Raw genomic sequence first — 23,208 nt, forward strand, 5'->3', positions numbered from 1 at the left:
CTGTAGCGCGTCTGTGGTGATCTGTAGCCCGGCGGGACTCGACCGGTACGCGCCGCCGGAGCGGTGCGGGCGGCGGAACCTGCTGGGCCGGCTGTAGCGGGTGGTCCCGCCGCTGCGCCCGCGTGGCACCGAGTCGCTTTTCCGGACGGGAAGGCGCGCCGGCCGTGCCCGGCGCAGAGGGGCAGGCCGGCGCGTGTTCCGGCGGTGCCAGGGGGAGGTGTCCGGTGGAGCCCGGTCGCATCCCAGGGCTCTGGTTCACCGTGACTTCCCGTCTGTTGCGCAACGCGCCGTGCCCTGAGTGTTGACCCCGGCGGCGCCTCGGAAACATACCTGGGAACCGATTCCCGTAACGGGTGGTCAGGGGCGGTGGGGCCGGTTCCGCGGCCGTTCCGGCTTCAGACCAGCCAGAGCACCGCGCCCAGCGCCGCGAGTACGGCGCAGACGCCCAGGGCGATCGCAAGCGGCCGGGTGGTCTTCCAGGTGGTGTAGGCGCCGCCGACGAGAAATCCGGCGAGGGTGAACAGCAGAACTACGGCGACATCGGTGGACACAGGAACCTATTGTGCCTGCTCCCGGCGCTGCTCAGGGCCGCGCCTCGCTCTCCGGATATTAACAAGCACGCGTGCTTGATTTTTTATCGGTCGCCTGTGATGCTGGGGCGGGTACGCGGACAGCCGCGGGCGCATATCGGCGACCCCGCCCGGTGCCGCGGTAGGAGGCGAAACCGCTGATGAATGGTCTGGCGGTCGATCCCGAGCTGATCCGGATCGGCAACTGTTCGGGGTTCTACGGCGACCGGTTCGGCGCGATGCGCGAAATGCTCGAGGGCGGGCAGCTCGACGTGCTCACCGGTGACTATCTCGCCGAACTCACCATGTTGATCCTGGGCCGCGACCGGATGAAGGATCCCGGCCTCGGCTATGCCAAGACCTTCCTGCGCCAGCTCGAGGAATGCCTCGGCCTCGCCCTGGAACGCAACGTCCAGATCGTCACCGATGCCGGCGGCCTGAATCCCGCCGCGCTGGCGGAGAAGGTGCGGGAACTGGCGGACCGGCTCGGCCTCGAAGTCCGAGTGGGATATGTGGACGGCGACGATCTCACCGGCCGCGCCGACGAACTCGGCCTCGGCTCCCCCCTCACCGCCAACGCCTACCTCGGGGCGTGGGGTATCGCCGAATGCCTGGCCGCCGGCTCGGATGTGGTGGTCACCGGCCGGGTCACCGACGCGTCGGTGGTGGTGGGTCCGGCCGCCGCCCATTTCGGCTGGCAGCGTACCGATTACGACCGGCTGGCCGGCGCGGTGGTGGCCGGTCATGTGATCGAATGCGGTACCCAGGCCACCGGCGGCAACTTCGCGTTCTTCCGCGAACTGCCCGATCTCGGACGACCCGGCTTCCCGATCGCGGAGATCCGCGCGGACGGGAGCAGTGTCATCACCAAGCATGCGGGTACCGGCGGCGCGGTCACCGTGGACACCGTGGCCGCCCAGCTCATGTACGAGATCCAGGGCGCGCGCTACGCGGGCCCCGATGTCACCGCCCGGCTCGATACGGTCGAACTCGCCGCCGCCGGCCCGGACCGGGTGTCGATCCGGGGCGTCGTGGGGGAACCGCCACCGCCGACGGTGAAGGTTTCGCTGAACACTCTCGGCGGCTTCCGCAACGAGATGGAGTTCATCCTCACCGGGCTCGATATCGAGGCGAAGGCCGACCTCGCGCGGCGGCAGCTGGAGTCCTGGCTGCCCGAGCGTCCGGCCGAACTGGACTGGACCCTGGCCCGGCTCGACCGCCCCGACGCCGATACCGAAGAACAGGCCAGCGCCCTGCTGCGGTGTGTGGTCCGCGACCCCGATCCGAACAAGGTGGGTCGCGCGTTCTCCGGTGTCGCCGTCGAACTCGCGCTGGCCAGCTATCCGGGTTGTAGTTTCACCGCCCCACCCGGCAACGGTTCGCCCTACGGCGTCTACCGCCCGGGATACGTCGACGCCGCCGAGGTCGCGCATACCGCCCACCGGCCGGCCGGAAGCAAGGTCCTGGTGGGTGCTCCGTCGGAGACCCTCGGACTGGCCGAGGTCCCGGAACCCGAACTTCCCGAACCGCTGCCACCCGCACCGACGAAACGGGTACCGCTGGGCACCATCGTCCTGGCCCGCAGCGGCGACAAGGGTGGCGACGCGAATATCGGTGTCTGGGTGCGCACCGAGGACCAGTGGCGCTGGCTGGCGCACACCCTCACGGTCGAGCGGCTGCGTGAACTACTACCCGAGACCGCCCCCCTGACGATCACCCGGCATGTGCTGCCGAATCTGCGGGCGCTCAACTTCCTCATCTCCGGTCTACTCGGCGAAGGCGTGGCCTACCAGGCCCGATTCGATCCGCAGGCCAAGGGGCTCGGCGAATGGCTGCGGTCCCGTCATCTCGACATACCGTTGGAGCTGCTGCCGTGAGTACTGTCTGGAACACCGCCGAGCGGCGCGAACTCCGCGCCACCGTGCGCGCTTTCGCCGAGCGCGAGATCCTGCCCTACCAGGACGACTGGGAACGCGACGGGGAGATTCCACGGGAACTGCACAAGAAGGCCGGGGAACTCGGCCTGCTCGGCATCCAGTTCCCGGAAGCCGCGGGCGGATCGGGCGGAAGCGGCATCGACGGCGCCGTCGTCTGCGAGGAACTGCACTACGCCGGGGTTTCCGGGGGCGTCTTCGCCTCCCTGTTCACCTGCGGTATCGCGGTACCCCACCTCATCGCCGCGGGCGATCTCACGCAGCTCGACCGCTGGGTGCGGCCGACGCTGGCCGGTGACAAGATCGGTTCGCTGGCGATCACCGAACCCGGTGGCGGCTCCGATGTGGGACATCTGACCACCTCGGCCCGCCGCGACGGTGACCACTACATCGTCAACGGCGCCAAGACCTACATCACCTCCGGCTGCCGCGCCGATTTCGTGGTGACCGCTGTTCGCACCGGTGGCCCGGGGGCGTCGGGGGTCTCGCTGCTGGTGGTCGAAAAGGACACCCCCGGTTTCACGGTGGGCCGCAAACTGGACAAGATGGGCTGGCGCGCTTCCGATACCGCGGAACTGTCCTACCAGGATGTCCGGGTGCCGGTGTCGAACCTGGTGGGGCCGGAGAATTCCGGTTTCCTGCAGATCGCCGCGGCATTCGTCAGCGAGCGGGTCGGGCTGGCCGTGCAGGCGTATTCGAGCGCGCAACGCTGCCTGGACCTCACCCTGGACTGGGTGCGCGACCGGGAAACCTTCGGCCGCCCGCTGATCAGCAGGCAGGCCGTGCAGAACACCGTCACCGAGATGGCCCGCCGGGTCGATATCGCCCGCGTCTACACGCGGGACGTGGCCGCCCGCGCCGCGGCCGGGGAAACCGATCTGATCGCCGAGGTCTGCTTCGCCAAGAACACCGCGGTCGAATCCGGTGAATGGGTGGCGAACCAGGCCGTACAGCTGTTCGGCGGACTCGGTTACATGCGCGAATCCGAGGTGGAACGCCAGTACCGCGATATGCGGATCCTGGGTATCGGCGGCGGTACCACCGAAATCCTCACCGGCCTGGCCGCGAAACGATTGGGGTATCAGTCTTGACGACACTGCGCAGCACACTCGACACCACGAGTGCCGAATACACCGCGGCGGCCGCGGCCATGACCGCCAAACTCGCCGAGGTCGAGGCGGAATTCGAGAAGGTCATCGCGGGCGGCGGTCCCGAGAAGCTCGCCCGCCACCGCAAACGCGGCAAACTGACCGCCCGCGAACGTATCGAACTGCTCATCGACGAGGACTCCCCGTTTCTCGAACTGTGTCCGCTCGCGGCCTGGGGCAGCGAATTCCAGGTCGGCGCCAGCACCGTCGCCGGTATCGGCGTGGTGGAGGGCGTGGAATGCATGATCGTCGCTCCCGACCCCACCGTGCGCGGCGGCACGTCCAATCCGTGGACGCTGCGCAAGACATTGCGGGTCAACGACATCATCCGGGAGAACCGGCTGCCGGTGATCTCACTCGTGGAATCCGGCGGCGCCGATCTGCCCACACAGAAAGAGGTCTTCGTCCCCGGCGGCCGGATGTTCCGCGATCTCACCCAGGCGTCGGCGGCCGGTATCCCCACCATCGCCCTGGTCTTCGGCAACTCCACCGCGGGTGGCGCCTACATCCCCGGGATGTCCGATCACGTGGTGATGATCAAGGAGCGGTCGAAGGTGTTCCTGGGCGGACCACCGCTGGTGAAGATGGCCACCGGTGAGGAGTCCGACGACGAATCCCTGGGCGGCGCGGATATGCACGCCCGGGTCTCGGGTCTGGCCGATTACTACGCGCTCGACGAGCAGGACGCCATCCGCATCGGCCGGCGCATCGTCAAACGGCTGAACTGGAAGAAGCAGGGACCGGCGGCCCGCACCTCGGTGCTCGAACCGCTGTACGACCCGGACGAACTACTGGGGATCGTGCCGCCCGACCTGAAGATCCCCTTCGGTCCGCGCGAGGTGATCGCCCGGATCGTCGACGGCTCCGATTTCGACGAGTTCAAGCCCCGCTACGGGTCCAGCCTGGTCACCGGGTGGGCCGAACTGCACGGGTATCCGGTCGGCATCCTCGCCAATGCCCGCGGCGTGCTGTTCTCCGAGGAATCGCAGAAGGCCACCCAGTTCATCCAGCTGGCCAACAAGACCAACACTCCGCTGTTGTTCCTGCACAACACCACCGGCTACATGGTCGGCAAGGAGTACGAGCAGAAGGGCATCATCAAACACGGTGCCCAGATGATCAACGCGGTCTCCAATTCGAAGGTCCCGCACATCTCCGTGCTCATGGGCGCCTCCTACGGTGCCGGCCACTACGGCATGTGCGGCCGCGCCTACGACCCGCGTTTCGTCTTCGCCTGGCCCAGCGCCAAATCCGCGGTCATGGGCGGGGCGCAATTGGCCGGGGTGATCTCCATCGTCGGCCGGGCCGCTGCCGAGGCCCGCGGGCAGGCGTTCGACGAAGAGGCCGATGCCGGGATGCGTGCCATGGTGGAAGCGCAGATCGAGGCCGAATCGCTGGCCATGTTCATGTCCGGGCGGCTCTACGACGACGGGGTCATCGACCCGCGCGATACCCGCACCGTGCTCGGTATGGCCCTCTCGGCCATCCACACTGCACCTGTCCAGGGCGCCGAATCCTTCGGCGTCTTCCGAATGTGAGGCCGGTTGTGTCGAATTCGCAGCAGCCCATCACCAGCGTCCTGGTCGCCAATCGCGGTGAGATCGCCCGCCGGATCTTCGCCTCCTGCCGCCGGATGGGCGTGGGCACGGTGGCGGTCTATTCCGACGCCGACGCCGGATCCCCGCATGTCGCCGAGGCCGACGCCGCGGTCCGGCTGCCCGGGAACACCCCCGCGCAGACCTACCTGCGCGCCGATCTCGTCATCGCGGCCGCCCAGGCCACCGGTGCCGACGCCGTCCATCCCGGCTACGGGTTCCTCTCCGAGAACGCGGAATTCGCGCGCGCGGTGGAAGCGGCCGGACTGGTGTGGATCGGGCCGCCCGCCGCCGCCATCGAGGAGATGGGGTCCAAGGTCGCGTCCAAGAAGATGATGGACGCCGCCGGGGTGCCGGTGCTCGCCGAACTCGACCCGACGGAGGTCACCGAAGCCCAGCTCCCGGTGCTGATCAAAGCATCCGCCGGTGGTGGCGGCCGCGGTATGCGGGTGGTGCGCGACCTGGCCGAACTTCCCGGGCAGCTGGAAGGCGCCCGCCGGGAGGCCGAATCAGCGTTCGGCGACCCTACCGTCTTCTGCGAGCGCTATCTGGAGACCGGCCGTCATATCGAGGTCCAGGTGATGGCCGATACGCACGGCACCATCTGGGCCGTCGGCGAACGCGAGTGCTCGATCCAGCGCCGGCACCAGAAGGTCGTCGAAGAGGCGCCGTCTCCGCTGGTGGAACGTATCGACGCGGGACGGGGACCGGATTCGGGACCCGGTATGCGGGACCGTCTTTTCGAGGCCGCCCGCCAGGCGGCCGCCGCCATCGGCTACACCGGTGCCGGTACGGTCGAATTCCTCGCCGACGAGTCCGGTGAGTTCTTCTTCCTGGAGATGAACACCCGACTCCAGGTGGAGCATCCGGTCACCGAATGCACCACCGGACTCGACCTGGTCCAGTTGCAGCTGGAGGTGGCACAGGGCGTTCGGCTCGCCTCGGCACCACCCGCGCCGCACGGCCATTCGATCGAGGTCCGGCTCTATGCCGAAGACCCGGCGCAGGATTGGCAGCCGCAGAGCGGCACCGTGCACCGCCTGGAGATCGCCCCGGTGGCAGCGGAATTCGACCTACTCGACCGACCCGGGGTCCGGCTGGATTCCGGCGTGGTCGACGGTTCGGTGGTCGGAGTGCACTACGACCCCATGCTCGCCAAGGTCATCTCCTACGGCCGCACCCGGGCGGAGGCGGCCCGGCTGCTGGCCGGCGCCCTGCACCGGGCCCGGATACACGGCCTGGTCACCAACCGCGACCTGCTTATCCGGGTCCTGCGCCACCCCGCCTTCCTGGCCGGCGATACCGATACCGCGTTCTTCGCCACGCACGGCCTGGACGCCTTGGCCGCGCCCCTGGCCGGCGCGGACGACGAGGAGCTTGCGATCATCGCCGCCGCGTTCGCCGAGGCGGCCGCCAACCGGGCGCGGGCCGGTGTGGTCGCGGGTGTGCCGAGCGGCTGGCGCAACCTGCCGTCGCAGGCGCAGCGCAAGTCCTACGAGAGCCGCGCCACCGGTACGCACGATATCGACTACCGGTTCACCCGGAGCGGAGTGGAGGTCGCCGGGCACGACGGCCTGGAATTGCTTTCGGCCGCTCCCGACCAGGTGATACTGGCGGTACCCGGTGCGCACGGCCCGGTCCGGCGGCAGTTCGCCGTCGCCCGCTACGACGATCTGGTCTGCGTGGATTCCGCGCTCGGCCCGGTGTCGGCGCGCCGCCTGCCGCGATTCACCGACCCCGCCGACCAGGTGGCCACCGGATCCCTGCTGGCGCCCATGCCGGGCAGCGTGATCCGCCTGGCCGCCGAGGTCGGCAGCACCGTGACCGCCGGTCAGCCGATCCTGTGGCTGGAGGCCATGAAGATGGAGCACACCATCGCCGCGCCCGCCGACGGTGTGCTCAGTGCCGTGAATGTCGAAGTCGGCCAACAGGTCGACGTGGGTGCCGTTCTCGCCGTGGTGGATCCCGCCACCGAAGACCAGGAGTAGGCAATGAGCTTCATCGAATCCGACGAACGCAAAGAACTGCGCGCCGCCGTGGCCGCGCTGGCCGCCAAGTACAACTACCGCGATTACGTGCTGCCCCGGGCGCGGAAGAACCAGCCGCTGGACGAACTGTGGGCCGAGGCCGGGAAGCTGGGCTTCCTCGGGGTGAACCTGCCGGAGGAGTACGGGGGCGGCGGCGCCGGTATGTACGAACTGGCGCTGGTGATGGAGGAGCTGTCCGCGCAGGGCGCCGGTCTGCTGCTCATGGTGGTCTCGCCCGCCATCTGCGGCACCATCATCACCGAGTACGGCACCGACGAGCAGAAGGCCGAATGGCTGCCCAAACTCTCCGACGGTTCGGCCAAGATGGTCTTCGGTATCACCGAACCCGACGCCGGTTCCAATTCGCACCAGATCACCACCACCGCCCGCCGCGACGGTGACGACTGGCTGCTCACCGGCCGCAAGATCTTCATCTCCGGTGTCGACCAGGCCGAGGCGGTGCTGATCGTCGCGCGCACTGAGGACCACAAGACGGGCAAACTCAAGCCCGCCCTGTTCATCGTCCCCACCGACGCGCCCGGGTTCGAGAAGACCCCGCAGGACATGGACATCATCGAACCGGACCACCAGTTCACCCTGTTCCTCGACGATGTCCGGCTGCCGTCCACCGCCCTGGTCGGTAGAGAGGACGCCGCCCTCATGCAGCTGTTCGCGGGCCTGAACCCGGAACGCATCATGGGCGCCGCCATGGCGGTCGGCGTGGGCCGCTACGCCCTCGACCGCGCGGTCGAATACGCCAACGAACGCGCCGTCTGGAAGACCCCGATCGGCGCGCATCAGGGCATCGCGCATCCGCTGGCCCAGGTGAAGATCGAACTGGAACTGGCCCGGCTGATGATGCTCAAGGCCGCCACCCTCTACGACGCCGGGGACGAGATGGGCGCCGCAGAGGCCGCCAACATGGCCAAATACGCGGCCGCCGAGGCCAGTATCAAGGCGCTCGACCAGGCCATCCAGACCCACGGCGGTTCCGGCCTGACCTCGGAATACGGCCTGGCCGCCATGCTCGGCGCGGCCCGGATCGCGCGGGTGGCCCCGGTGAGCCGAGAAATGATCCTCAACTTCGTCGCCCAGCATTCGCTGGGTCTGCCGAAGTCCTACTGAACACCGGTGGGCCGGGGCGCAGGCGCCGGCCCACTCAGAAAGGCAGGGCCACCGTGACCGGAACCGACACCCGGGTCGTCGACTACGCCGTCGAGGACGGGTTCGCCACCCTCACCCTCGACTCCCCGCACAACCGCAACGCCATCTCCGCACGCCTGGTGACCGAACTGCTGGAGGGCCTGGCCCGCGCCGCCGCCGACCCGCAGGTCCGCGCCGTGGTCCTCACCCATACCGGCAATACCTTCTGCGCGGGAGCGGACCTGAAGGAAGCGGTGGACGCCGACCCCGCCGCCGCCTCCGATATCCGTACGCAATGGATGGTGCGGCTGCTGCGCGCCGTCCTCGAACTCCCGAAACCAGTGATCGCGCGGGTGGACGGCAATGTGCGGGCCGGCGGTATGGGCCTGCTCGCGGCCTGCGATATCGCCGTGGCCGGCCTGTCCAGCAGTTTCGCGCTCACCGAGGCGCGGCTCGGCCTGGCCCCTTTCGTCATCTCGCTCACCCTGCTGCCTCGGATGAGCCCCCGCGCCGCCGACCGGTATTTCCTGACCGGAGAGAAGTTCGACGCCGATACCGCCGAGCGAATCGGTCTGATCACCCTGGCGACGAACGACCCGGCCGCCCGAACCGCCGAATTACTGGACGAACTGCGCAAAGCCTCCCCACAGGGCCTCGCGGAGAGCAAACGGCTCACCACCGCGCCGATCCTGGCCGAATTCGACCGCTCCGCCGACGAATTGGCCGCTCGCTCGGGCAGCTTCTTCGGCACCGAGGAAGTGATCGAGGGTATGACCGCGTTCCTGCAACGCCGCCCGCCCCGCTGGGCCGTCCCGGCCGCCGAGCGGCCCTCGGCAGAATAGGCCGCTATGGCGACACCCCACGAACCCAAACAGGACCGCAGCCGGGCCACCCGGCAGCGGCTCCTCGAGGCGACCATCGACTGCTTGGCCGAGAAGGGCTGGGCAGCGGCGACCGTGTCGGTGGTCGCCGAACGGGCCGGGGTGTCCCGGGGCGCGGCCCAGCACCATTTCCCGACCCGCGAGGACCTGATCACCGCCGCCCTCACCTACATGTTCGACACCCGCACCGACCAGGCGGTATCCACGGTGGTCACCGAACCCGGCCTGGCCCGTACCGAAGCGGTGGTGGCCGGGCTGGTCGAGTCCTACACCAGCACGCTGTTCAAAGCCGCCCTCCAGGTCTGGACCCACGCCGCCGCCGACCCGGCACTGCGCGAACGCATCGTCCCGCTGGAAGCCCGTTTCGGCCGCGGCGCGCACCGTCGCGCCGTCCGGGCGCTGGGCGTAGACGACACCGATCCCGTCGCGCACCACCTGGTCCAGGCCACCCTCGACCTCGCCCGCGGGCTGGGGCTGGCCGATGTCCTCACCGATGATTCGGCCCGGCGTAAACAGATCGTGCACCAGTGGGCGGTCACCTTGCACGAAGCATTGGAAGCCGGGCGGGGCTGAAGCGCGTCGCACGGGACAGGCCGCCGCCGCTGGTAGGAGGTCTCCGCGAACGCGTAGCCCGCCGGCCGAGCGAGGCCGATTACCGGAGGCGGAGCGAGCTCGGGGCGGGAGCCTCGGAACTCTCACCGGCGCAGATCATTCGAGATCGCTGCGCACGGACCCCTGGCGGCGGCGGTGACGGTTGTTCTCTACAGTTGTCGAACGGCATCGGAAGCGCGGGAACCGGCAGTAGCGCGGATTCCCCTCGTCGCTGAACTGAGAAGGACGGGCCGATTCCGGTATGACGGCGCACGGTGTGCGGCCGACGTGAGAAGGGTGCGTGTGCCAGGTTTCGGCGAGGTTGCCCGCAGTCTCGGGCGGGCGCGGGATCGGCTGACGGAGGCGGGGCTGCAGATCGGCCGGACGCTGTCGCGACACTCCGAAGACCACGGGACCGTATTGCGGACGGGGGCGGACACTTTCGACGGATCCCAGGAGAAAAGACTCGAGGTCACCGACGAGCTCGCGGGAGAAACCCAACTCCGGCTCGCCGGTAATTCGGCGAACGAGCGCCCGCACCTGATGGTGTCCGCCGGGGATTCCGTATTCGTCGGGACGGTGCACTACAAGATCTACGACCTGCCGCAGAGCCGGGCGTTGATCGAGCGCCTGACGGACTGGCTCGCGGCGACCGAGGGTAAGAAACGCGTTGTTATCGTCGAGGGCCGGGTGCCGCCGCAGGCCGGAGATGCCAGGTCAGCGTTCGAGTCCGATCGAGGCGAGGTCGGCGCCATCGCCTTTGCAGCGCGACAAAAAGGAGTAGAGCCCATCTCGATGGAGGAAGATCTGGCCGATCAGGTTCGTGGCCTACGCGCCGATCACCGGCCCGAGGATGTCTTCGGGTATTACGTCCTCCGGCAGATGCCGCAAGGGCTGGCAGCTCAGGAGCGGACCGGCCTCGATATGACGGCGCATCTGAACGAGGCGCTCGATATGTTCGCCCACATCCTTCCTCCGGGTGCCGATGCCCGGAAGGCGTTCACCGATCTGATGGCACGCGACTATGCTCATACCGGTTTCTCCGGAGTGTTCCGAAAGACCGATGAGGACTGGCTCATGAAGGAAACCAACGACCCGGGGGTTACCGGAATCGCCGAGAATCCCGTGCAGAAGGTTGCTCTGGCATGCAATATGCGCCGCGACGCACACGCGGCGGAATTGATACAGCAACAGATCGACTCCGGCACAGCTGTTTTCGCGCAGTTCGGCATCATCCATTTCGATAAGGTCGCACCGAATGTACCGGCGTTCGCCGACAGTGCGGTCAGTCGGCTTCCCGCCGCGTAAGGCGACAGCGCCGGGTGCGGCTCGACACCCGGCGGAGGTCGGTGACCGAGGAGTGTGGTGCGTATGGAGATCGGATCAGTACTCGATGCGGTTCCACGGCACTCGATCCCCCAGCAACCCGTCCACACTGAACCGGCCCGCGCCGGTGCACAGCAGTAGTAGGGCACCCGCGCCGAGTCCGATGACCAGTTCGCTGCCGCCGTTGTTCACGAAGAGGCCGTTGCCCATATGCTTGATCAGGTAGGCGCCGACCATATCCGCGAAGAGCAGTACCGCCCAGATCGGGGTGATGGCCACCGAGTATCAGGCCCGCGCCCCGGCGAGTTCGACGGCGGCGGCCAGGATCGCCGAAATTTCGGGCAGGGGAGCGCCCATTGATTCGAATCCCCGCTGAGTCGCGTCGATACCGTTTGTCACGATCTTCTGCCATCCGTGGGCGAGGAACACGACACCGAATCCGACTCTGGCCAGCAGGATCAGCAGGTTGCGGAGGTTGGTCACAACCGGGGGTCCTTCTCGGAAAGTGGTGGAGAGTGCGGCACCGGCCGCGGTCGAGGCGGTGACTGTCGGGCGGGGTTCTCGCATCGGAGGAGATCCGGCGCGGGGAGCTCAGCGTTGTTCGTCGTTCGTCCCGGTGGTCGGGACATCGGACAGGAGCTCGACGATGGCCGACTGGCCGAGCCGCCGGGCGTTGTCCAGTGCGGTGCGACCGGCGCTGTCCGGGATCGAGGGGTCCGCGCCTGCCGCGAGCAAGGCGGTGACGACCTGTTGACAGCGCGACGACCCGTCGCCGTACACGATGGATTCGTGCAGCGCGGTCCAGCCGGAGTCGTTGATGTGGTCCACATTCACACCGGCTTCGATCAGTCGCCGCACGGTGGTCACATGGCCGTGTTCGGCGGCCGGAATGAGCGCGGTGCCGCCGTAGCGGTTCTCGCTGCGCAGGTCGGCGCCGTGGCTCAGTGTCAGCTCGAGGATGTCGTCTATGCCCTCCGCTCCGGCGTACAGGAAGGCCGAGTCCTGGAGGTCGTCCTTCGCGTCGACGTCGGCGCCCGCCTCGATGAGGACCCGCGCGGCGGCGGTGGCGCGATTCTTGGTGGCGGCGACCAGCGGGGTCCGGCCTTGTTCCCCGCGGGTCTCGAGGCCGGCTCCGCGGGCGAGGAGTTCACGCACCTGTCCGGCGTCGTTGTTCGCGGCCGCCCACATCAGCCGGGCGTCCAGGGCCGGGTCGGCGACCGGTGGTCGCGGCGCCGGCTGCGGGGTCGATCGGGAGGGATCGGTGACCGCGGTGGACTCGGCGGCCGAGGTTCGCTCCGTTGTGCACGCCGCAGCCGCGAGGGACAGGGCGGCGAGCGCCGCGCACAAGGCCGCGCCGGGGCGCACGGTGCGCATCATGGATTCCTCCTCGCCGGTCGGTCGAATCAACAATGCCCAACAGGGGGATAGTGTCCAAGAGATAGTTCTCATCATCTCTATAGATGTGACCTATAGTTACTGGATGGAGTTGCGGCACCTCCGGTACCTGCTCGCGGTCGTCGACCACGGCAACTTCACCCGCGCGGCCGACGCGCTGCACATCTCGCAGCCGACACTCTCCCAGCAGATCAAACAGCTCGAACGGGCATTGGGCGTGCACCTGCTCGACCGCTCGGGCCGCAGGGTTCGGCTCACCGATGCCGGCGAGGCCTACACCGAGCACGCTCGGCTCGCGCTGCGGGATCTCGACGCCGCCGAACGCGCGGTCCACGATGTCCGGGATCTGTCCCGCGGCCGGCTGCGCATCGCGATGACCCCCACTTTCACCAGCTACCTCATCGGCCCCCTCGTCCACCGGTTCCGGTCCGCGCACCCGGGGATCGTGATCAATATCCGGGAAACCACCCAGGACCGGATCGAGGCGGATCTGATGGCCGACCGGATCGACCTCGGTATCGCCTTCGCGGGCGACCATGCCGCCGGCATCGAACACACACCGCTGTTCACCGAGGAACTCGTTCTCGTCGTCGGTTCGCGACACCGCCTGGCGACCGCCTCGCGTTCCCTACCGGCCGACCGGCTCACCGGCGAGCCCCTCGGTCTGCTCACCGGCGACTTCGCGACCCGCCTGCACATCGACAGGTACTTCGCCGAATGCGAGATCACACCGCGGATCGGGGTGGAGGCGAATTCGATCAGCGCTCTGCTGGAGATCGTTCGCCGCGGTTCGCTGGCCACCGTCCTCCCGGACGCCATCGCCCAGGCGCACCCCGACCTGCATCCGGTGACGCTCACCCCGTCTCCGCCCACCCGCACGGTGGAACTCCTCCGCCGCCGGACCGCCTATCACTCCGCGGCGGCGTGCGCCTTCGCGGCCGTGGCCGCGGAGATCGCCTGACGCGCGGGCTGTGCTACGTCAACTCTCCCGGGAGCAAGCCGAATACGACCGTGTCCCGCCGTGCTCCCTGGAACGGGATATGGGAGCGCAGCAGCCCCTCCCGCACGAACCCGCACCGGAGCGCGACCCGCTGGGATGCGAGGTTGTCCGGGCCGCAGGTGAGTTCGAGGCGTTCGGCAGCGAGCGCGTCGAACGCCCAGCCGGCCAGCAGGCGCAGGGTGCGGGTGGCGACACCGCGCCCCCGGGCATGCGGTGCCAGCCAGTATCCGATCGCCATCCGCCCTTCGGACCTACCGGCGTCGTACACGGAGGCGCCGCCCCGGATATCCGTCGGATCGGCGGCGTGGGTGATCGCGAGGCACAGTTCTTCGCCCCGCAGCCGCGCCGGTTCTTCCGCGGTGAATCGTTTCCGCACATGCGCTTCGGTGAGCGGCTCGGTGAGCGGCCACGAGAACCGGCGGCAGAGCGGGTCGGTGAAGGCGCGGAACCGCTGCGTGAGATCGCTTTCGAGCCAGGGGCGCAGCTCGACCTCGTCATCACGCAGCGGGGGGTCCGGAAAGGGAATGGGCGGCACCTTCCGACGCTACGACACCGTCCGGCGGTCCGAGTACCGGATTTCCCGGCGTCCGGACCGGCTGCCGCCCTCATTTGCTACAGGAAAAACGCCCGATGAGGCATCATCGAATCGTGAATGCACCGGTGGGCCGGGTCCACCGATGAATACAGGCTCAGGGCCGGGATGCCGACCCCAGGCCGAGACGCGACTGCGGGCGCTCATGGTCGATCATTCCGATGGCCGGTCGAGGGCGATCGGTGGCGTTGCCGATCGCCTCGGCAGCCGGCCGCTCGGTCGGCTCGCGGGCTCGTGCTGCAGCCGGTCTCTCCGTAGCGTCTCGGGTGCCGGTCTCGCGTCGACGGTCCGCGGCGACGAGGATCGGGCTATGAGCGAATCGTCGGGCGGTCCCGCGTTCACCTACTCCGAGCTCGGCGCGACCCGCGGTGAGCTACCGCCGGGATATCGTCACCTGCGGGTACGTCGCCGGATAGCTTCCGGCGAGGATGAATTCCGGCGGCTCGGCGCGGCGGTGCTGCACTACCGGATACAGCGCGGGCTGGGAATTCTCCGGGAGGCGGGTACGCCGGTGGCCGAGCCGGGCACGGCGGTCACCGTCCTGCTCGGTATCGGCCGGTTCGGCCTGCGCGCGCCGTGCCGAGTGGTGTATGTACTGGACGAGCCGGACCGGATGGGGTTCGCCTACGGCACCCTGCCGGGGCACCCGATGAGCGGGGAGGAACTGTTCGCCGTCGAGTACGACAGGGCCACTGATGTCGTGTACGGCGTGGTCAGCGCGTTCTCCCGCCCCGCGACCCGGTTCATGCGCCTGGGTGGGCCCCTGGCCGTGCCGGCGCAGCGGGCGGCCGCGGCGGCTTACCTCGCGGTGCTGCGCCGGACACCACGGCGGCGATGAATCCGACACGGTGCCCGGCGCCGACGGGCGGCCGGATCGGTTCGGGCGTGGCGGAGAACGGGGCGGTCGGCACCGTCGATGATCGAGGACCGGCGAACGGGTATCGCTACCGCGGCGTGCTCAGGCCGGAGTGTGCACGGTGCGCCGCACCTGGACATCGCCGGGTGCGAACGGGCGGCCGGCCAGGTTGAAACTCCAGGACACCGTGGGCGTGATCCGCATATACACGGCGGTCCCGAACCGCCCCGCACGCCGCACGAGTTCGGCGGTCCCGTAGACGCGCAGGTAGCGCGGGGTCCAGGGGTCGGCGGACACGAGGTCGTCGATCACCACGGCGACCTTCGTGTTGCCACGTTCGACATTGCGATACTTCCTGGTCCGCGCCGGATCGTGACCGCCGATGTAGATATGTGTGCCGTCGAACTCGTAGCCCACCGGCGCCACATCGGGCTGCCCCTCCGGGCCCACCGTGGCCACCCGCGCGAGCGGCTGGGAGCGCAGGTAGGCGACCTCTTCCTCGGTGAACGACATCGGGAACCTCCTCGTGGCGAGTCCGGAGATCCCGTGCTGATCGATCCCGCACGGCGATCGTCGAGATTCCGATTATGTCGCGGACGGTCGCCGGGGCCGGGTCGCAACGCACCGGCCCCGGCAAGAATCCCGAGCGGATCAGGACAGGCCGAAGCGGACGCCGGTGAGTTCCTCGGAGACCTCCCAGAGCCGCCGCGCCGTGCGCACATCGCTGGCCTGCGCCGACCGTCCGACCAGGGTCGGGTATCCGTGCATTTCCCCGCGGCCGTCGGGTCCGACGTAGCTCGCGCCCGGCAGGTCTTGGGTGGCGGCGAAGAGCGTGGGCAGGGCAGCCTTCTCCGGGGTTTGCGCGAGATAGCGGCCCGCAAGGTGCACGATGCCGACCAGGAATCTGTTGCGGTCGGCGGTGCCGAGTTCGGTGGCCGCGTACCCGGGATGCGACGCCATCGCGCGGACCGTGGATCCCGCCTGCCGGAGCCGGCGTTCGAGTTCCAGGGTGAACAGCAGGTTCGCGAGTTTGGAACGGCCGTAGGCCTTCACCGCGCCGTATCCGCTCTCGGCGTAGTCCAGGTCGTCGAAATCGAGGGTGCCCACCTTGTGCGCCCCGGAGGCCAGGGTGACGACGCGGTCGGTGATATGGGGCAGGAGCCGATTCGTGAGCGCGAAATGGCCGAGATGGTTGGTGCCGAACTGCATTTCGAAGCCGTCTTTCGTCCGGCTCTCGGGCACCATCGCGACCCCGGCGTTGTTCACCAGGATCGCGATCTCACCTGCCCACTCGTCGGCGAACTCGCGGATCGATGCCAGATCGGCGAGATCGAGCCGCCGCACCTCGTTGCTGCCGCCGATCCGGCGTGCGGCCTCGTTACCGCGGCCGATATCGCGGACCGCCAGCACCACGTGCGCGCCGGCCCGGGACAGCAGGGTGGCGGTGCCGAATCCGACGCCGCTGTTGGCGCCGGTGACGATCACGGTGCGGCCGTCGAAGGCGGGCAGGTCGGCCGCGGTCCAGTGCGAAGAACTCATCTCCAGACGGTAGCGCGGGTGCCCGTGTAAGGCGCGGGACCGGGGAAATAGTGCGGTGCCTGCGGTTACGCCGCCACCGCACATCACGACGTCAGTGGCGAAATGGCCGGAAGCGCCGAATGTCGCGGGGGCGGACGGGTAGCGTGAGGGTCGCGTTCTCCGGGGCCGCGTACGCGCGCGGGATACCCCGGCTCGGCCCTCCGCCCGAGCATTCTCGACCAGGTGGTACCAGCAGTTCGTTCGATCCGTTGGCACTGGAAAGGGTTGTCGATGTATCGCTTTCGCAGGACTGTGACAGCCGCGGCGTCGACCGTGGGCGCGCTGACTGTGGCGTTCGTGGCCACCGCGCCCGCGGCGCCCGCCGCGATCACCGAATTCGAATTGGCGCCGGGCAGCGGCACGGGCAGCTCGCCCGCGCCCTACGGCACCCACTGCACCTATACCGCGACGGCCACGGCCGAGCCCGGGGAGTTCGTCAGTTTCTACGACAGTCAGCAGGGTTCGTTCGATCCGCCCGGCGCCATCCGCGTCGGCGCGTCCGGCACCGTCACCGCGGAATGGACCCCGGAGGTCTCCGGTACGCACGAACTGCACGCCGTGAACCTCGGTAGCGAACAGTCTCTGCAGGTGGAGGTCGGCCCCGGCCTGAACCTCGGCTCCGTCTGCCCGGTGCTGTGACCGGCAGCCCGGGCGCCGCGGCGGGCGGGGATATCTCGTATTCCGGACCGGAAGGCAGACACAGACCTGTCGCGTGAGGCGCGACAGCAGGCGGAAGGGGTGTAGATGGGGGATATACGTCGCGCGAGACGTTCGGGCGGTGTGGGCGCCGCGATCGAGCGGGCTGTCGCACTGCTCGACGAGGGATGGCTGCGCAATGAACTGATGGTCGCGGCTCTCGTGCTGTCCTCGATCATCGCCGTGATGGGTCTGAGTTCGGACGGCCTCGGCTGGAAACTGGGGTACTGCGCCGCCGGCCTCCTCGGTGTGACGGGGTCGTTCGTGGTGATGCGCCGGGACCGGCCCCGGCAGTGGCTGGCCCTGCTGGCCATCTCCGCTCTCGATGTGCTGCTGTTGATCGTGTACGGGCGGATGTCCGGAAGTCTCTGATCGGCGCCGGTATCCGTTGTGCGGTCAGCCGGGTGAATCGCCGAACGCCGTGTCGCCGACCTCGCGCAGTTGCTGCCGCACGGCGTCGTCGCACAGGGATCCGTCGACGCCGGCTCGGTAGGCGGCGGCGGGGCTGATACCGAGTCGCTCGGCCAGCTCGTATTCCTGGCCGAGGGTGGTGCCGAACAGAGCCGGGTCGTCGGTACCGATACTGCAGCGGACACCGGCCTCGCGCAGCCGGGGGAGTGGATGTTCGGCGATATCCGCCACGACGCGGGTGGCGACGTTCGAAGTGGGGGTCACCCGGAGTACCGTTCCCCGGTCCACGAGTTCGGCCATGAGGGCGGGATCGCCGGCCGCGGCGATCCCGTGCTGCAGCCCGTCCGGATTCCAGCGCAGGACATCCCGGATGGCGCGCGCCCCTCCGGCTTCCCCCGCGTGCGGCACGATTCCCAATCCGCCGGCACGGGCGATGGCCACCGCCCGGTCGAACTCCGAGACGTCGCCGCGCGCCGATTCATTGCCGCCGGCGTCCAGCCCGACGATGCCCCGGTCCCGGTAGCGCACGGCCCATTGCGCGCACTCTTCGGCCAGGTCGCGCTCGACTCCCCAGATCAGACTGGGCATGGCGCGCACGGTGACACCGTACTGCTCGGCCGCCGCGGCGATGCCGTCCGTGACACCGTCGAACATCGCCGGATACGGGATGCCGTCCCATTTGTTGCGATTGATCGGTGAGAAGGTGGCTTCGATGTACCGCACGCCGTGCGTCTTCGCCTCGCGGGCGTAATCGAGGACGGCCCGGCGGAAGTCGTCCTCGGTGCGCATCGCGCCGGTGGTGGTGCGCCACATCTCCAGGAAGTGGTCGAAGTCGCGGTACCGATACAGTGCGGACAGCGCCTCGACATTGTCCGCGGGCAATGCCACCCCGTTGCGACGAGCCATGTCCAGCAGTCTCGCCGGCCGGATCGTGCCCTCGAGATGGACATGCAGTTCGATCTTCGGATACGGGTCGGCGGAGCCACTACGCGGCAGCTGTGCCCCACCGGGACCGCCGCCGGCGTCCTCGTCGGGCCGGCGGTTCGAACGCGCCGGCGAGGAGCGCGCGGGGTCGTCGGAGCCGGAGAGAGGCCGAAAACCTCTGTCGGAACGGGAGAGTTCGGCGGACGCGATCTCGAATCGCCGGGCGAACGGCCTGATGCCGTGGATGGCACCAGGGCCCTCCATTCTCGTGAAGCAACCGCTCAGATTCCGGGCGGCTTGTCGAAGGACCTGCGTGATCTCCTCCGACCGGATCAGCACGACGCCACCCTCTGCACTTCCGCCACGGCCTGCCGGCCTCGGTTCGGCACTCTAGTGGAACGGCCGGCCGCGGGCTCGTCAGTTGTCACGGTGCGTGGACGTGCGAGAAAGGTGGTGAGAAAGCTGATCTGGTCGGCGACGATCTGCTCCACCACCGGTGGGCGGTAGACGGTGAAGTGATCGGCGTCGTAGGTCCCGAGTACGGCCCGCGGCGCGCGGGAGGTTACTCGGGGAGGGCGCCGGCCGGTCTGCGGGCCCGACCGGCGGCGGGCCGGGCTACGGCGTCGCCTGTAGCTGCCAGCGCTGGTACGGACCCCCGCGCGGAGTCATCTTCAGTGCCCCGGTCTCGGGCAGGTAGGTGAGTACGGATTTCGGATATCCCTGCTCGAAGAGGTAACCGTCCTCGATCTGCCATTTCACCGCGAGAGTCGACGCGGCGCCGACCAGCCGCGCATCGGTACCTCCGTGGAAGGGGGTGCTGCCGTAGGAGAGGGCGAAGTATCCACGGGACTGCTCGGCGACGAGGTTGACGAGCTGGTTGTGTGCGCCGGAAAACGTGGTGGTGCCACTGGAGTCGAAGAACCAGCCCTGCCGCACCGACCCGTCACAGCCGCGCATGGCCAGGCCGGGATCGGTGGTGACGCTCGCCCGGTCGCTGCCCCGGGTGTACTCCCGCTGCTGCCAGGTGCCGTCGAATTCGTAGTACCGGCCGGGCTCGCTGGCCAGGCACAGCCGGGCTTCTTCGTTGCGCAGGGCGAACCTGCCGCCGGGGAATCCGTTGGCGATCACGGGTACCGGGCCGCGTCGCACCGGCTCCGCGACGGTCAACTCGATATCGGGCGCTGCCGCGGCATGGGACACGACGAGCAGGCCGGCGATCAGGGCGACGAGTGACAGGGTGCCACCGCATGCTCTTCTCGATTTCATGCGCGAAAGCTATCAATGCTTCATCGGTGTGTATCGATGCCGCGCGGAACCATTTCAGGGAGTCTGGATGGCGGTGAAGGTCATGCGGTCGCCGCGGTACAGGGAGCGGCGGTGTTCGATGGGGACGCGGCCGGGGTCGTAGGAGACGCGTTCGAGCACGGATTCGGTCCGGCCACCCACCACTGCGGCCACACCGCACTCGGTGGACACCCACCAGCGGCCCGCGTTCCCAACCTCTCAGACCAGTACAGTAGGCACCGTTCGTGCGGCGGAAGGATTCCGGTGTCGGGGTGGTCCCGGGCCAGAGCCCAGTTGTTCCAGGGCGTGAAGAACACGATCGACGGTCTCGCCCAGCTGCATCGCAAGACCAATTCGGAATTCAGTGGTCGGCTACGGAAGGCGGCCGACGAGGTGGGCGACGCGGCCGACGAAGCCGCGAAAGGGGTCGGCCACCATCCGCAGCCATCCGGTCGTGCGGTGCTCGCGCGCCCGTCCGGTGACACCGGACCGGCCGACCCGGTAGCGATACGCCGGTTGGAGCCGAACGAATGGCGGATCAACAGGGAGATCGCCTTGGCCATGGCCGACCATGATGGACTCGACTTCCCGTCGCGCCGTGCGGACATGGAGAAGAAGACCGAAAGGGAATTCCTGGCCGACTTCGACAGACTCGAGTCGTTCGTGGCCTTCCGGGACGGGAGGCCGGTGGGGCGCATCCGGCTTCTGCACGGCGACGACCCCCGCGTCCCGGAGATGAAGGCAGTATGGGTTTCCCCGGACGCGCGTGGCGGTGGGATCAGCGATCAGTTGATGGCGGCCACCTTGACATGGGCCCGGAGACACGAGTGTTCGGCGGTCACGCTCTGGGTGCGAGAGAACAACGAGCACGCCGTGAACCTCTACCTGCGCAGCGGGTTCCGGCCGACCGGGGACTCCGGGCCGCATTTCTCCGAACCCGAGTTGCGCTTGATCGAAATGCGCATCGACCTGGCCTGAACCGCGGGAAGGCGTTCTCGTCCCGCTCGACGGTCCGACTCGGCAAACTCCACCCCAGAAGGTGGTTCCGTCGTGCCTCGCGCACAGGCGCCCGAAGTCCCGGGAGCCGCTGCGTGCGCCGTCTTCCGGTCGTGACCGGCCCGGCGATTCCGCGGTGGTGGCGCCGGTCAGGGAGCGGCGTCGGTGCGTGCCTCGGTATGGCGTCGTTGCGCCGCGAGTACCTCGGGCATGCGCGCTTCCAGGAAGCCGATGAGGTCGAGCAGCCGTGGCGCGGTCTCGGCACCCAGCCCGGTGAGGCTGTACTCGACATGGGGCGGGATGGCACGGCGGACCTCGCGATGGACGAAACCGTCGCGTTCCAGTTGCTGCAGCGTCTGCGCGAGCATCTTCTCGCTCACGCCGTCGATCCGGCGGCGCAGGTCACCGAAGCGGAGGGGGCCGTCGGCCAAGCCGGCCAGCACGAGGGTGCCCCAGCGTCCGGTGAGGTGTTCGAGTACCGGCCGCGACGGGCACGCCTTGGCGAAGACATCGAAGGGCAACGCCGCGGTCGAGGTGTCCGGGGGAGAGGGATCCGCTACGTCCATACCGCAATGGTAACCACCGGAGGGCACTTACCAATAGTTTGCACTAACTATTCACCGTGTACCTTTGGTGGGCGGATCCGCGTACCCGACCCCTGAAGGAGTTCGACATGTTCGTCGTCACCGGTGCCACCGGAAAGTTCGGCCGCCTCGCCGTGGAGGCCCTGCTGCGGCGCGGGGTACCGGCCGCGGAACTCGCGGTGGCGGTCCGCGACGAGACCAAGGCGGGTGATCTCGCGGCGCGGGGCGTGACGGTGCGCGTCGCCGACTACGACCGGCCCGAAACCCTCGCTCCTGCGTTCGCCGACGCGGACAAACTGCTGTTCGTCTCGGCGAACGGTCCCGACGACCTCCGGCTCGTCCAGCACGCCGCCGTGGTCGACGCCGCGGTACAGGCCGGGGCCGGGCTCGTCGCCTACACCTCGATCGTCGAGGCGGATACCAACCCGCTGTCCCTGGCCCGGGTCCACCGTGACACCGAGTCCCGGCTCGCCGCGGCCGGCCTGCCCACCGTCCTGTTGCGCAACGGCTGGTACACCGAGAACTACACCGCCACCCTCGCCGATGCGGTGCGGCGCGGCACCCTCGTCGGCGCCGCGGGGCGGGGTGCCATCGCCGGGGCCACTCGCGCCGATCTGGCCGAGGCCGCCGCGATCGTCCTGACCTCGCCCGAGAACCAGGCGGGCAGAACCTACGAGCTGACCGGCGACACGGCCTGGACTCCGGCCGATCTCGCCGCCGAAGCGACGGCCGTCTCCGGAAAAAACGTCACCTACACCGACCTTCCCGCCGCGCAGTACGCTGAAATACTGACCGGTGCGGGCCTCCCCGGCTTCCTGGTCGAACTACTCGTCGACGCCGACACGCGGATCGCCGAGGGCGCGCTCGCCACCGTCACCCCCGAGCTGGCTCAGCTGCTGGGCCGGCCCGCCACCTCCCTGCACGACGCCGTCGTCGCCGCGCTCTGACTTCCGCGATACGCACAGAAGGGTCCGCCATGGCCGTACGCAGGCTGAACCACGCCGTTCTCTACATCCGCGATGTGGACCGCGCAGTCGATTTCTACACCTCCACCCTGCAATTCGTCGTCGCTCACCTCATCCCCGGCCGGGCCGCCTTCCTGCGGGCACCGGAAACCGAGAACGACCACGACCTGGGGCTGTTCGCGCTCGGTGACCGCGCCCCGGGCCCGCAATCCGGCAGCGTCGGCCTCTACCACCTGGCCTGGGAGGTGGGCACCCTGGGCGAACTCGCCGAAGCCGGGCGCCGCCTGCGCTCCCGGGACGCGCTCGTCGGCGCCTCGGACCATCTGATGTCCAAATCGTTCTACGCGAAAGATCCGGACGGCAACGAGTTCGAGGTGATGTGGCGGGTGCCCCGCGCCGACTGGCCCGATACCGAGGACATGCGGCCCCGCCACCTGGACCTCGATGCGGCCGTGGAGCGTTGGGGCGCGGACCTGGCGACGGGTGCGGCGGCGGGTTCACCGACCTGATCGCGGCAGGCCGGCGCCGGTCGCTTGATCCGGCGCGCGGCTCGTCGGCGGTCGCGGCCGAGTAGTCGGTGCGGGCGCGGACGGGCGGGCCCGTATCCAGTAGGCACCGAGGAGCGAGGCCCGCCGCGGGAACCTTTCCTCGTCGATATCGTCCACGCTCGCCCGGGTCCGTCGTCACCGCCGGCGCGGCGGGTAGTGCCGCCG

The 23,208-nt window shown here is 68.9% G+C and carries 23 protein-coding genes and 2 pseudogenes; 15 read left to right on the forward strand and 10 right to left on the reverse strand.

Going from position 1 to position 23,208, the window contains the following annotated elements; translation table 11 throughout:
• Positions 1-395: 395 nt before the first annotated feature.
• Positions 396-551, reverse strand: a complete 156-nt coding sequence (locus ABZV91_RS18870) for a hypothetical protein (RefSeq protein ID WP_355243035.1) — start codon at positions 549-551, stop codon at positions 396-398.
• 179 nt (positions 552-730) lie between these two features.
• Here ABZV91_RS18870 and ABZV91_RS18875 point away from each other — a divergent pair, with 179 nt between their 5' ends.
• The 8 genes from ABZV91_RS18875 to ABZV91_RS18910 all read left to right on the forward strand — a co-directional run bounded on the left by ABZV91_RS18875 (position 731) and on the right by ABZV91_RS18910 (position 11,196).
• Entirely contained in the window at positions 731-2,446 is a 1,716-nt protein-coding gene (locus tag ABZV91_RS18875) for an acyclic terpene utilization AtuA family protein (RefSeq protein ID WP_355243038.1), read from the forward strand.
• On the forward strand, positions 2,398-3,594 hold the full coding sequence (locus tag ABZV91_RS18880; RefSeq protein ID WP_355243041.1) for an acyl-CoA dehydrogenase family protein: 1,197 nt from the start codon (positions 2,398-2,400) through the stop codon (positions 3,592-3,594). Before ABZV91_RS18875 ends, ABZV91_RS18880 begins: the two co-directional genes overlap by 49 nt.
• On the forward strand, positions 3,591-5,189 hold the full coding sequence (locus tag ABZV91_RS18885; protein WP_355243044.1) for a carboxyl transferase domain-containing protein: 1,599 nt from the start codon (positions 3,591-3,593) through the stop codon (positions 5,187-5,189). Before ABZV91_RS18880 ends, ABZV91_RS18885 begins: the two co-directional genes overlap by 4 nt.
• A gap of 8 nt (positions 5,190-5,197) precedes the next feature.
• A complete protein-coding gene (locus tag ABZV91_RS18890; protein WP_355243046.1) occupies positions 5,198-7,234 on the forward strand; it encodes a biotin carboxylase N-terminal domain-containing protein in 2,037 nt (678 codons plus the stop codon).
• Between the two features lie 3 nt (positions 7,235-7,237).
• Positions 7,238-8,398, forward strand: a complete 1,161-nt coding sequence (locus tag ABZV91_RS18895; protein ID WP_355243047.1) for an acyl-CoA dehydrogenase family protein — start codon at positions 7,238-7,240, stop codon at positions 8,396-8,398.
• 53 nt (positions 8,399-8,451) lie between these two features.
• A complete protein-coding gene (locus tag ABZV91_RS18900) occupies positions 8,452-9,258 on the forward strand; it encodes an enoyl-CoA hydratase family protein (protein ID WP_355243050.1) in 807 nt (268 codons plus the stop codon).
• Positions 9,259-9,264: 6 nt separating this feature from the next.
• Positions 9,265-9,870 carry a TetR/AcrR family transcriptional regulator gene (locus ABZV91_RS18905; protein WP_355243053.1) on the forward strand — a complete coding sequence of 202 codons (606 nt, stop codon included), beginning with the start codon at positions 9,265-9,267 and terminating at the stop codon, positions 9,868-9,870.
• A gap of 174 nt (positions 9,871-10,044) precedes the next feature.
• Complete coding sequence (locus ABZV91_RS18910) at positions 10,045-11,196, forward strand: hypothetical protein (RefSeq protein WP_355243056.1); 1,152 nt, start codon at positions 10,045-10,047, stop codon at positions 11,194-11,196.
• A 75-nt stretch (positions 11,197-11,271) separates the two neighbouring features.
• Here ABZV91_RS18910 and ABZV91_RS18915 read toward each other — a convergent pair.
• Together ABZV91_RS18915 and ABZV91_RS18920 are read right to left on the reverse strand one after the other, a co-directional pair.
• A pseudogene (locus tag ABZV91_RS18915) lies at positions 11,272-11,697 on the reverse strand (DoxX family protein).
• Positions 11,698-11,805: 108 nt separating this feature from the next.
• The gene (locus ABZV91_RS18920; protein ID WP_355243059.1) at positions 11,806-12,591 is read right to left on the reverse strand and encodes an ankyrin repeat domain-containing protein; all 786 of its coding nucleotides are present in this window, start codon (positions 12,589-12,591) and stop codon (positions 11,806-11,808) included.
• A 103-nt stretch (positions 12,592-12,694) separates the two neighbouring features.
• Between ABZV91_RS18920 and cynR the strand changes: the two genes are divergently transcribed.
• Positions 12,695-13,570 (forward strand): transcriptional regulator CynR, encoded by an 876-nt coding sequence (gene cynR, locus ABZV91_RS18925; RefSeq protein WP_355243062.1) that lies wholly within the window; start codon positions 12,695-12,697, stop codon positions 13,568-13,570.
• A 13-nt stretch (positions 13,571-13,583) separates the two neighbouring features.
• Here cynR and ABZV91_RS18930 read toward each other — a convergent pair whose 3' ends face one another.
• Entirely contained in the window at positions 13,584-14,144 is a 561-nt protein-coding gene (locus ABZV91_RS18930; protein WP_355243065.1) for a GNAT family protein, read from the reverse strand.
• A gap of 367 nt (positions 14,145-14,511) precedes the next feature.
• Here ABZV91_RS18930 and ABZV91_RS18935 point away from each other — a divergent pair, with 367 nt between their 5' ends.
• Complete coding sequence (locus tag ABZV91_RS18935; protein WP_355243068.1) at positions 14,512-15,039, forward strand: DUF1990 domain-containing protein; 528 nt, start codon at positions 14,512-14,514, stop codon at positions 15,037-15,039.
• Positions 15,040-15,159: 120 nt separating this feature from the next.
• On the opposite strand, the gene ABZV91_RS18940 is transcribed toward ABZV91_RS18935, so the two are convergent.
• Positions 15,160-15,570 carry a PPOX class F420-dependent oxidoreductase gene (locus tag ABZV91_RS18940; protein ID WP_355243071.1) on the reverse strand — a complete coding sequence of 137 codons (411 nt, stop codon included), beginning with the start codon at positions 15,568-15,570 and terminating at the stop codon, positions 15,160-15,162.
• Between the two features lie 138 nt (positions 15,571-15,708).
• Positions 15,709-16,602, reverse strand: a complete 894-nt coding sequence (locus ABZV91_RS18945) for an oxidoreductase (RefSeq protein ID WP_355243118.1) — start codon at positions 16,600-16,602, stop codon at positions 15,709-15,711.
• Positions 16,603-16,908: 306 nt separating this feature from the next.
• Here ABZV91_RS18945 and ABZV91_RS18950 point away from each other — a divergent pair, with 306 nt between their 5' ends.
• Both ABZV91_RS18950 and ABZV91_RS18955 read left to right on the forward strand, forming a co-directional pair.
• The gene (locus tag ABZV91_RS18950) at positions 16,909-17,274 is read left to right on the forward strand and encodes a hypothetical protein (RefSeq protein ID WP_355243074.1); all 366 of its coding nucleotides are present in this window, start codon (positions 16,909-16,911) and stop codon (positions 17,272-17,274) included.
• Between the two features lie 105 nt (positions 17,275-17,379).
• Entirely contained in the window at positions 17,380-17,703 is a 324-nt protein-coding gene (locus ABZV91_RS18955; protein WP_355243076.1) for a hypothetical protein, read from the forward strand.
• 24 nt (positions 17,704-17,727) lie between these two features.
• Here ABZV91_RS18955 and add read toward each other — a convergent pair whose 3' ends face one another.
• The 3 genes and pseudogenes from add to ABZV91_RS18970 all read right to left on the reverse strand — a co-directional run.
• The gene (add, locus tag ABZV91_RS18960; RefSeq protein ID WP_355243079.1) at positions 17,728-18,930 is read right to left on the reverse strand and encodes an adenosine deaminase; all 1,203 of its coding nucleotides are present in this window, start codon (positions 18,928-18,930) and stop codon (positions 17,728-17,730) included.
• Between the two features lie 351 nt (positions 18,931-19,281).
• Complete coding sequence (locus ABZV91_RS18965; protein ID WP_355243082.1) at positions 19,282-19,932, reverse strand: hypothetical protein; 651 nt, start codon at positions 19,930-19,932, stop codon at positions 19,282-19,284.
• Between the two features lie 54 nt (positions 19,933-19,986).
• A pseudogene (locus ABZV91_RS18970) lies at positions 19,987-20,091 on the reverse strand (GntR family transcriptional regulator); the annotation flags it as partial.
• Positions 20,092-20,214: 123 nt separating this feature from the next.
• On the opposite strand from ABZV91_RS18970, the gene ABZV91_RS18975 reads away from it, so the two are divergent.
• The gene (locus ABZV91_RS18975) at positions 20,215-20,928 is read left to right on the forward strand and encodes a GNAT family N-acetyltransferase (protein WP_355243121.1); all 714 of its coding nucleotides are present in this window, start codon (positions 20,215-20,217) and stop codon (positions 20,926-20,928) included.
• Positions 20,929-21,095: 167 nt separating this feature from the next.
• Here ABZV91_RS18975 and ABZV91_RS18980 read toward each other — a convergent pair whose 3' ends face one another.
• A complete protein-coding gene (locus ABZV91_RS18980) occupies positions 21,096-21,512 on the reverse strand; it encodes a helix-turn-helix domain-containing protein (protein ID WP_355243085.1) in 417 nt (138 codons plus the stop codon).
• Positions 21,513-21,619: 107 nt separating this feature from the next.
• On the opposite strand from ABZV91_RS18980, the gene ABZV91_RS18985 reads away from it, so the two are divergent.
• Both ABZV91_RS18985 and ABZV91_RS18990 read left to right on the forward strand, forming a co-directional pair.
• Positions 21,620-22,477 (forward strand): NAD(P)H-binding protein, encoded by an 858-nt coding sequence (locus tag ABZV91_RS18985; RefSeq protein ID WP_355243088.1) that lies wholly within the window; start codon positions 21,620-21,622, stop codon positions 22,475-22,477.
• Between the two features lie 29 nt (positions 22,478-22,506).
• Entirely contained in the window at positions 22,507-23,004 is a 498-nt protein-coding gene (locus tag ABZV91_RS18990) for a VOC family protein (RefSeq protein WP_355243091.1), read from the forward strand.
• The last annotated feature ends 204 nt before the right edge of the window (positions 23,005-23,208 follow it).

The sequence above is a fragment of the Nocardia sp. NPDC004568 genome (assembly GCF_040609955.1).
Taxonomy (GTDB): Bacteria; Actinomycetota; Actinomycetes; order Mycobacteriales; family Mycobacteriaceae; genus Nocardia.

Bases quoted from the DNA above. Each gene is read 5' to 3' on its own strand.
- ABZV91_RS18875 (WP_355243038.1), top strand. From the start codon at position 731: ATGAATGGTCTGGCGGTCGATCCCGAGCTGATCCGGATCGGCAACTGT.
- ABZV91_RS18880 (WP_355243041.1), top strand. From the start codon at position 2,398: ATGGCTGCGGTCCCGTCATCTCGACATACCGTTGGAGCTGCTGCCGTG.
- ABZV91_RS18895 (WP_355243047.1), top strand. From the start codon at position 7,238: ATGAGCTTCATCGAATCCGACGAACGCAAAGAACTGCGCGCCGCCGTG.
- ABZV91_RS18905 (WP_355243053.1), top strand. From the start codon at position 9,265: ATGGCGACACCCCACGAACCCAAACAGGACCGCAGCCGGGCCACCCGG.
- ABZV91_RS18920 (WP_355243059.1), bottom strand. From the start codon at position 12,591: ATGATGCGCACCGTGCGCCCCGGCGCGGCCTTGTGCGCGGCGCTCGCC.
- cynR (WP_355243062.1), top strand. From the start codon at position 12,695: ATGGAGTTGCGGCACCTCCGGTACCTGCTCGCGGTCGTCGACCACGGC.
- ABZV91_RS18935 (WP_355243068.1), top strand. From the start codon at position 14,512: ATGAGCGAATCGTCGGGCGGTCCCGCGTTCACCTACTCCGAGCTCGGC.
- ABZV91_RS18940 (WP_355243071.1), bottom strand. From the start codon at position 15,570: ATGTCGTTCACCGAGGAAGAGGTCGCCTACCTGCGCTCCCAGCCGCTC.
- ABZV91_RS18955 (WP_355243076.1), top strand. From the start codon at position 17,380: ATGGGGGATATACGTCGCGCGAGACGTTCGGGCGGTGTGGGCGCCGCG.
- add (WP_355243079.1), bottom strand. From the start codon at position 18,930: ATGGAGGGCCCTGGTGCCATCCACGGCATCAGGCCGTTCGCCCGGCGA.
- ABZV91_RS18965 (WP_355243082.1), bottom strand. From the start codon at position 19,932: ATGAAATCGAGAAGAGCATGCGGTGGCACCCTGTCACTCGTCGCCCTG.
- ABZV91_RS18980 (WP_355243085.1), bottom strand. From the start codon at position 21,512: ATGGACGTAGCGGATCCCTCTCCCCCGGACACCTCGACCGCGGCGTTG.
- ABZV91_RS18985 (WP_355243088.1), top strand. From the start codon at position 21,620: ATGTTCGTCGTCACCGGTGCCACCGGAAAGTTCGGCCGCCTCGCCGTG.
- ABZV91_RS18990 (WP_355243091.1), top strand. From the start codon at position 22,507: ATGGCCGTACGCAGGCTGAACCACGCCGTTCTCTACATCCGCGATGTG.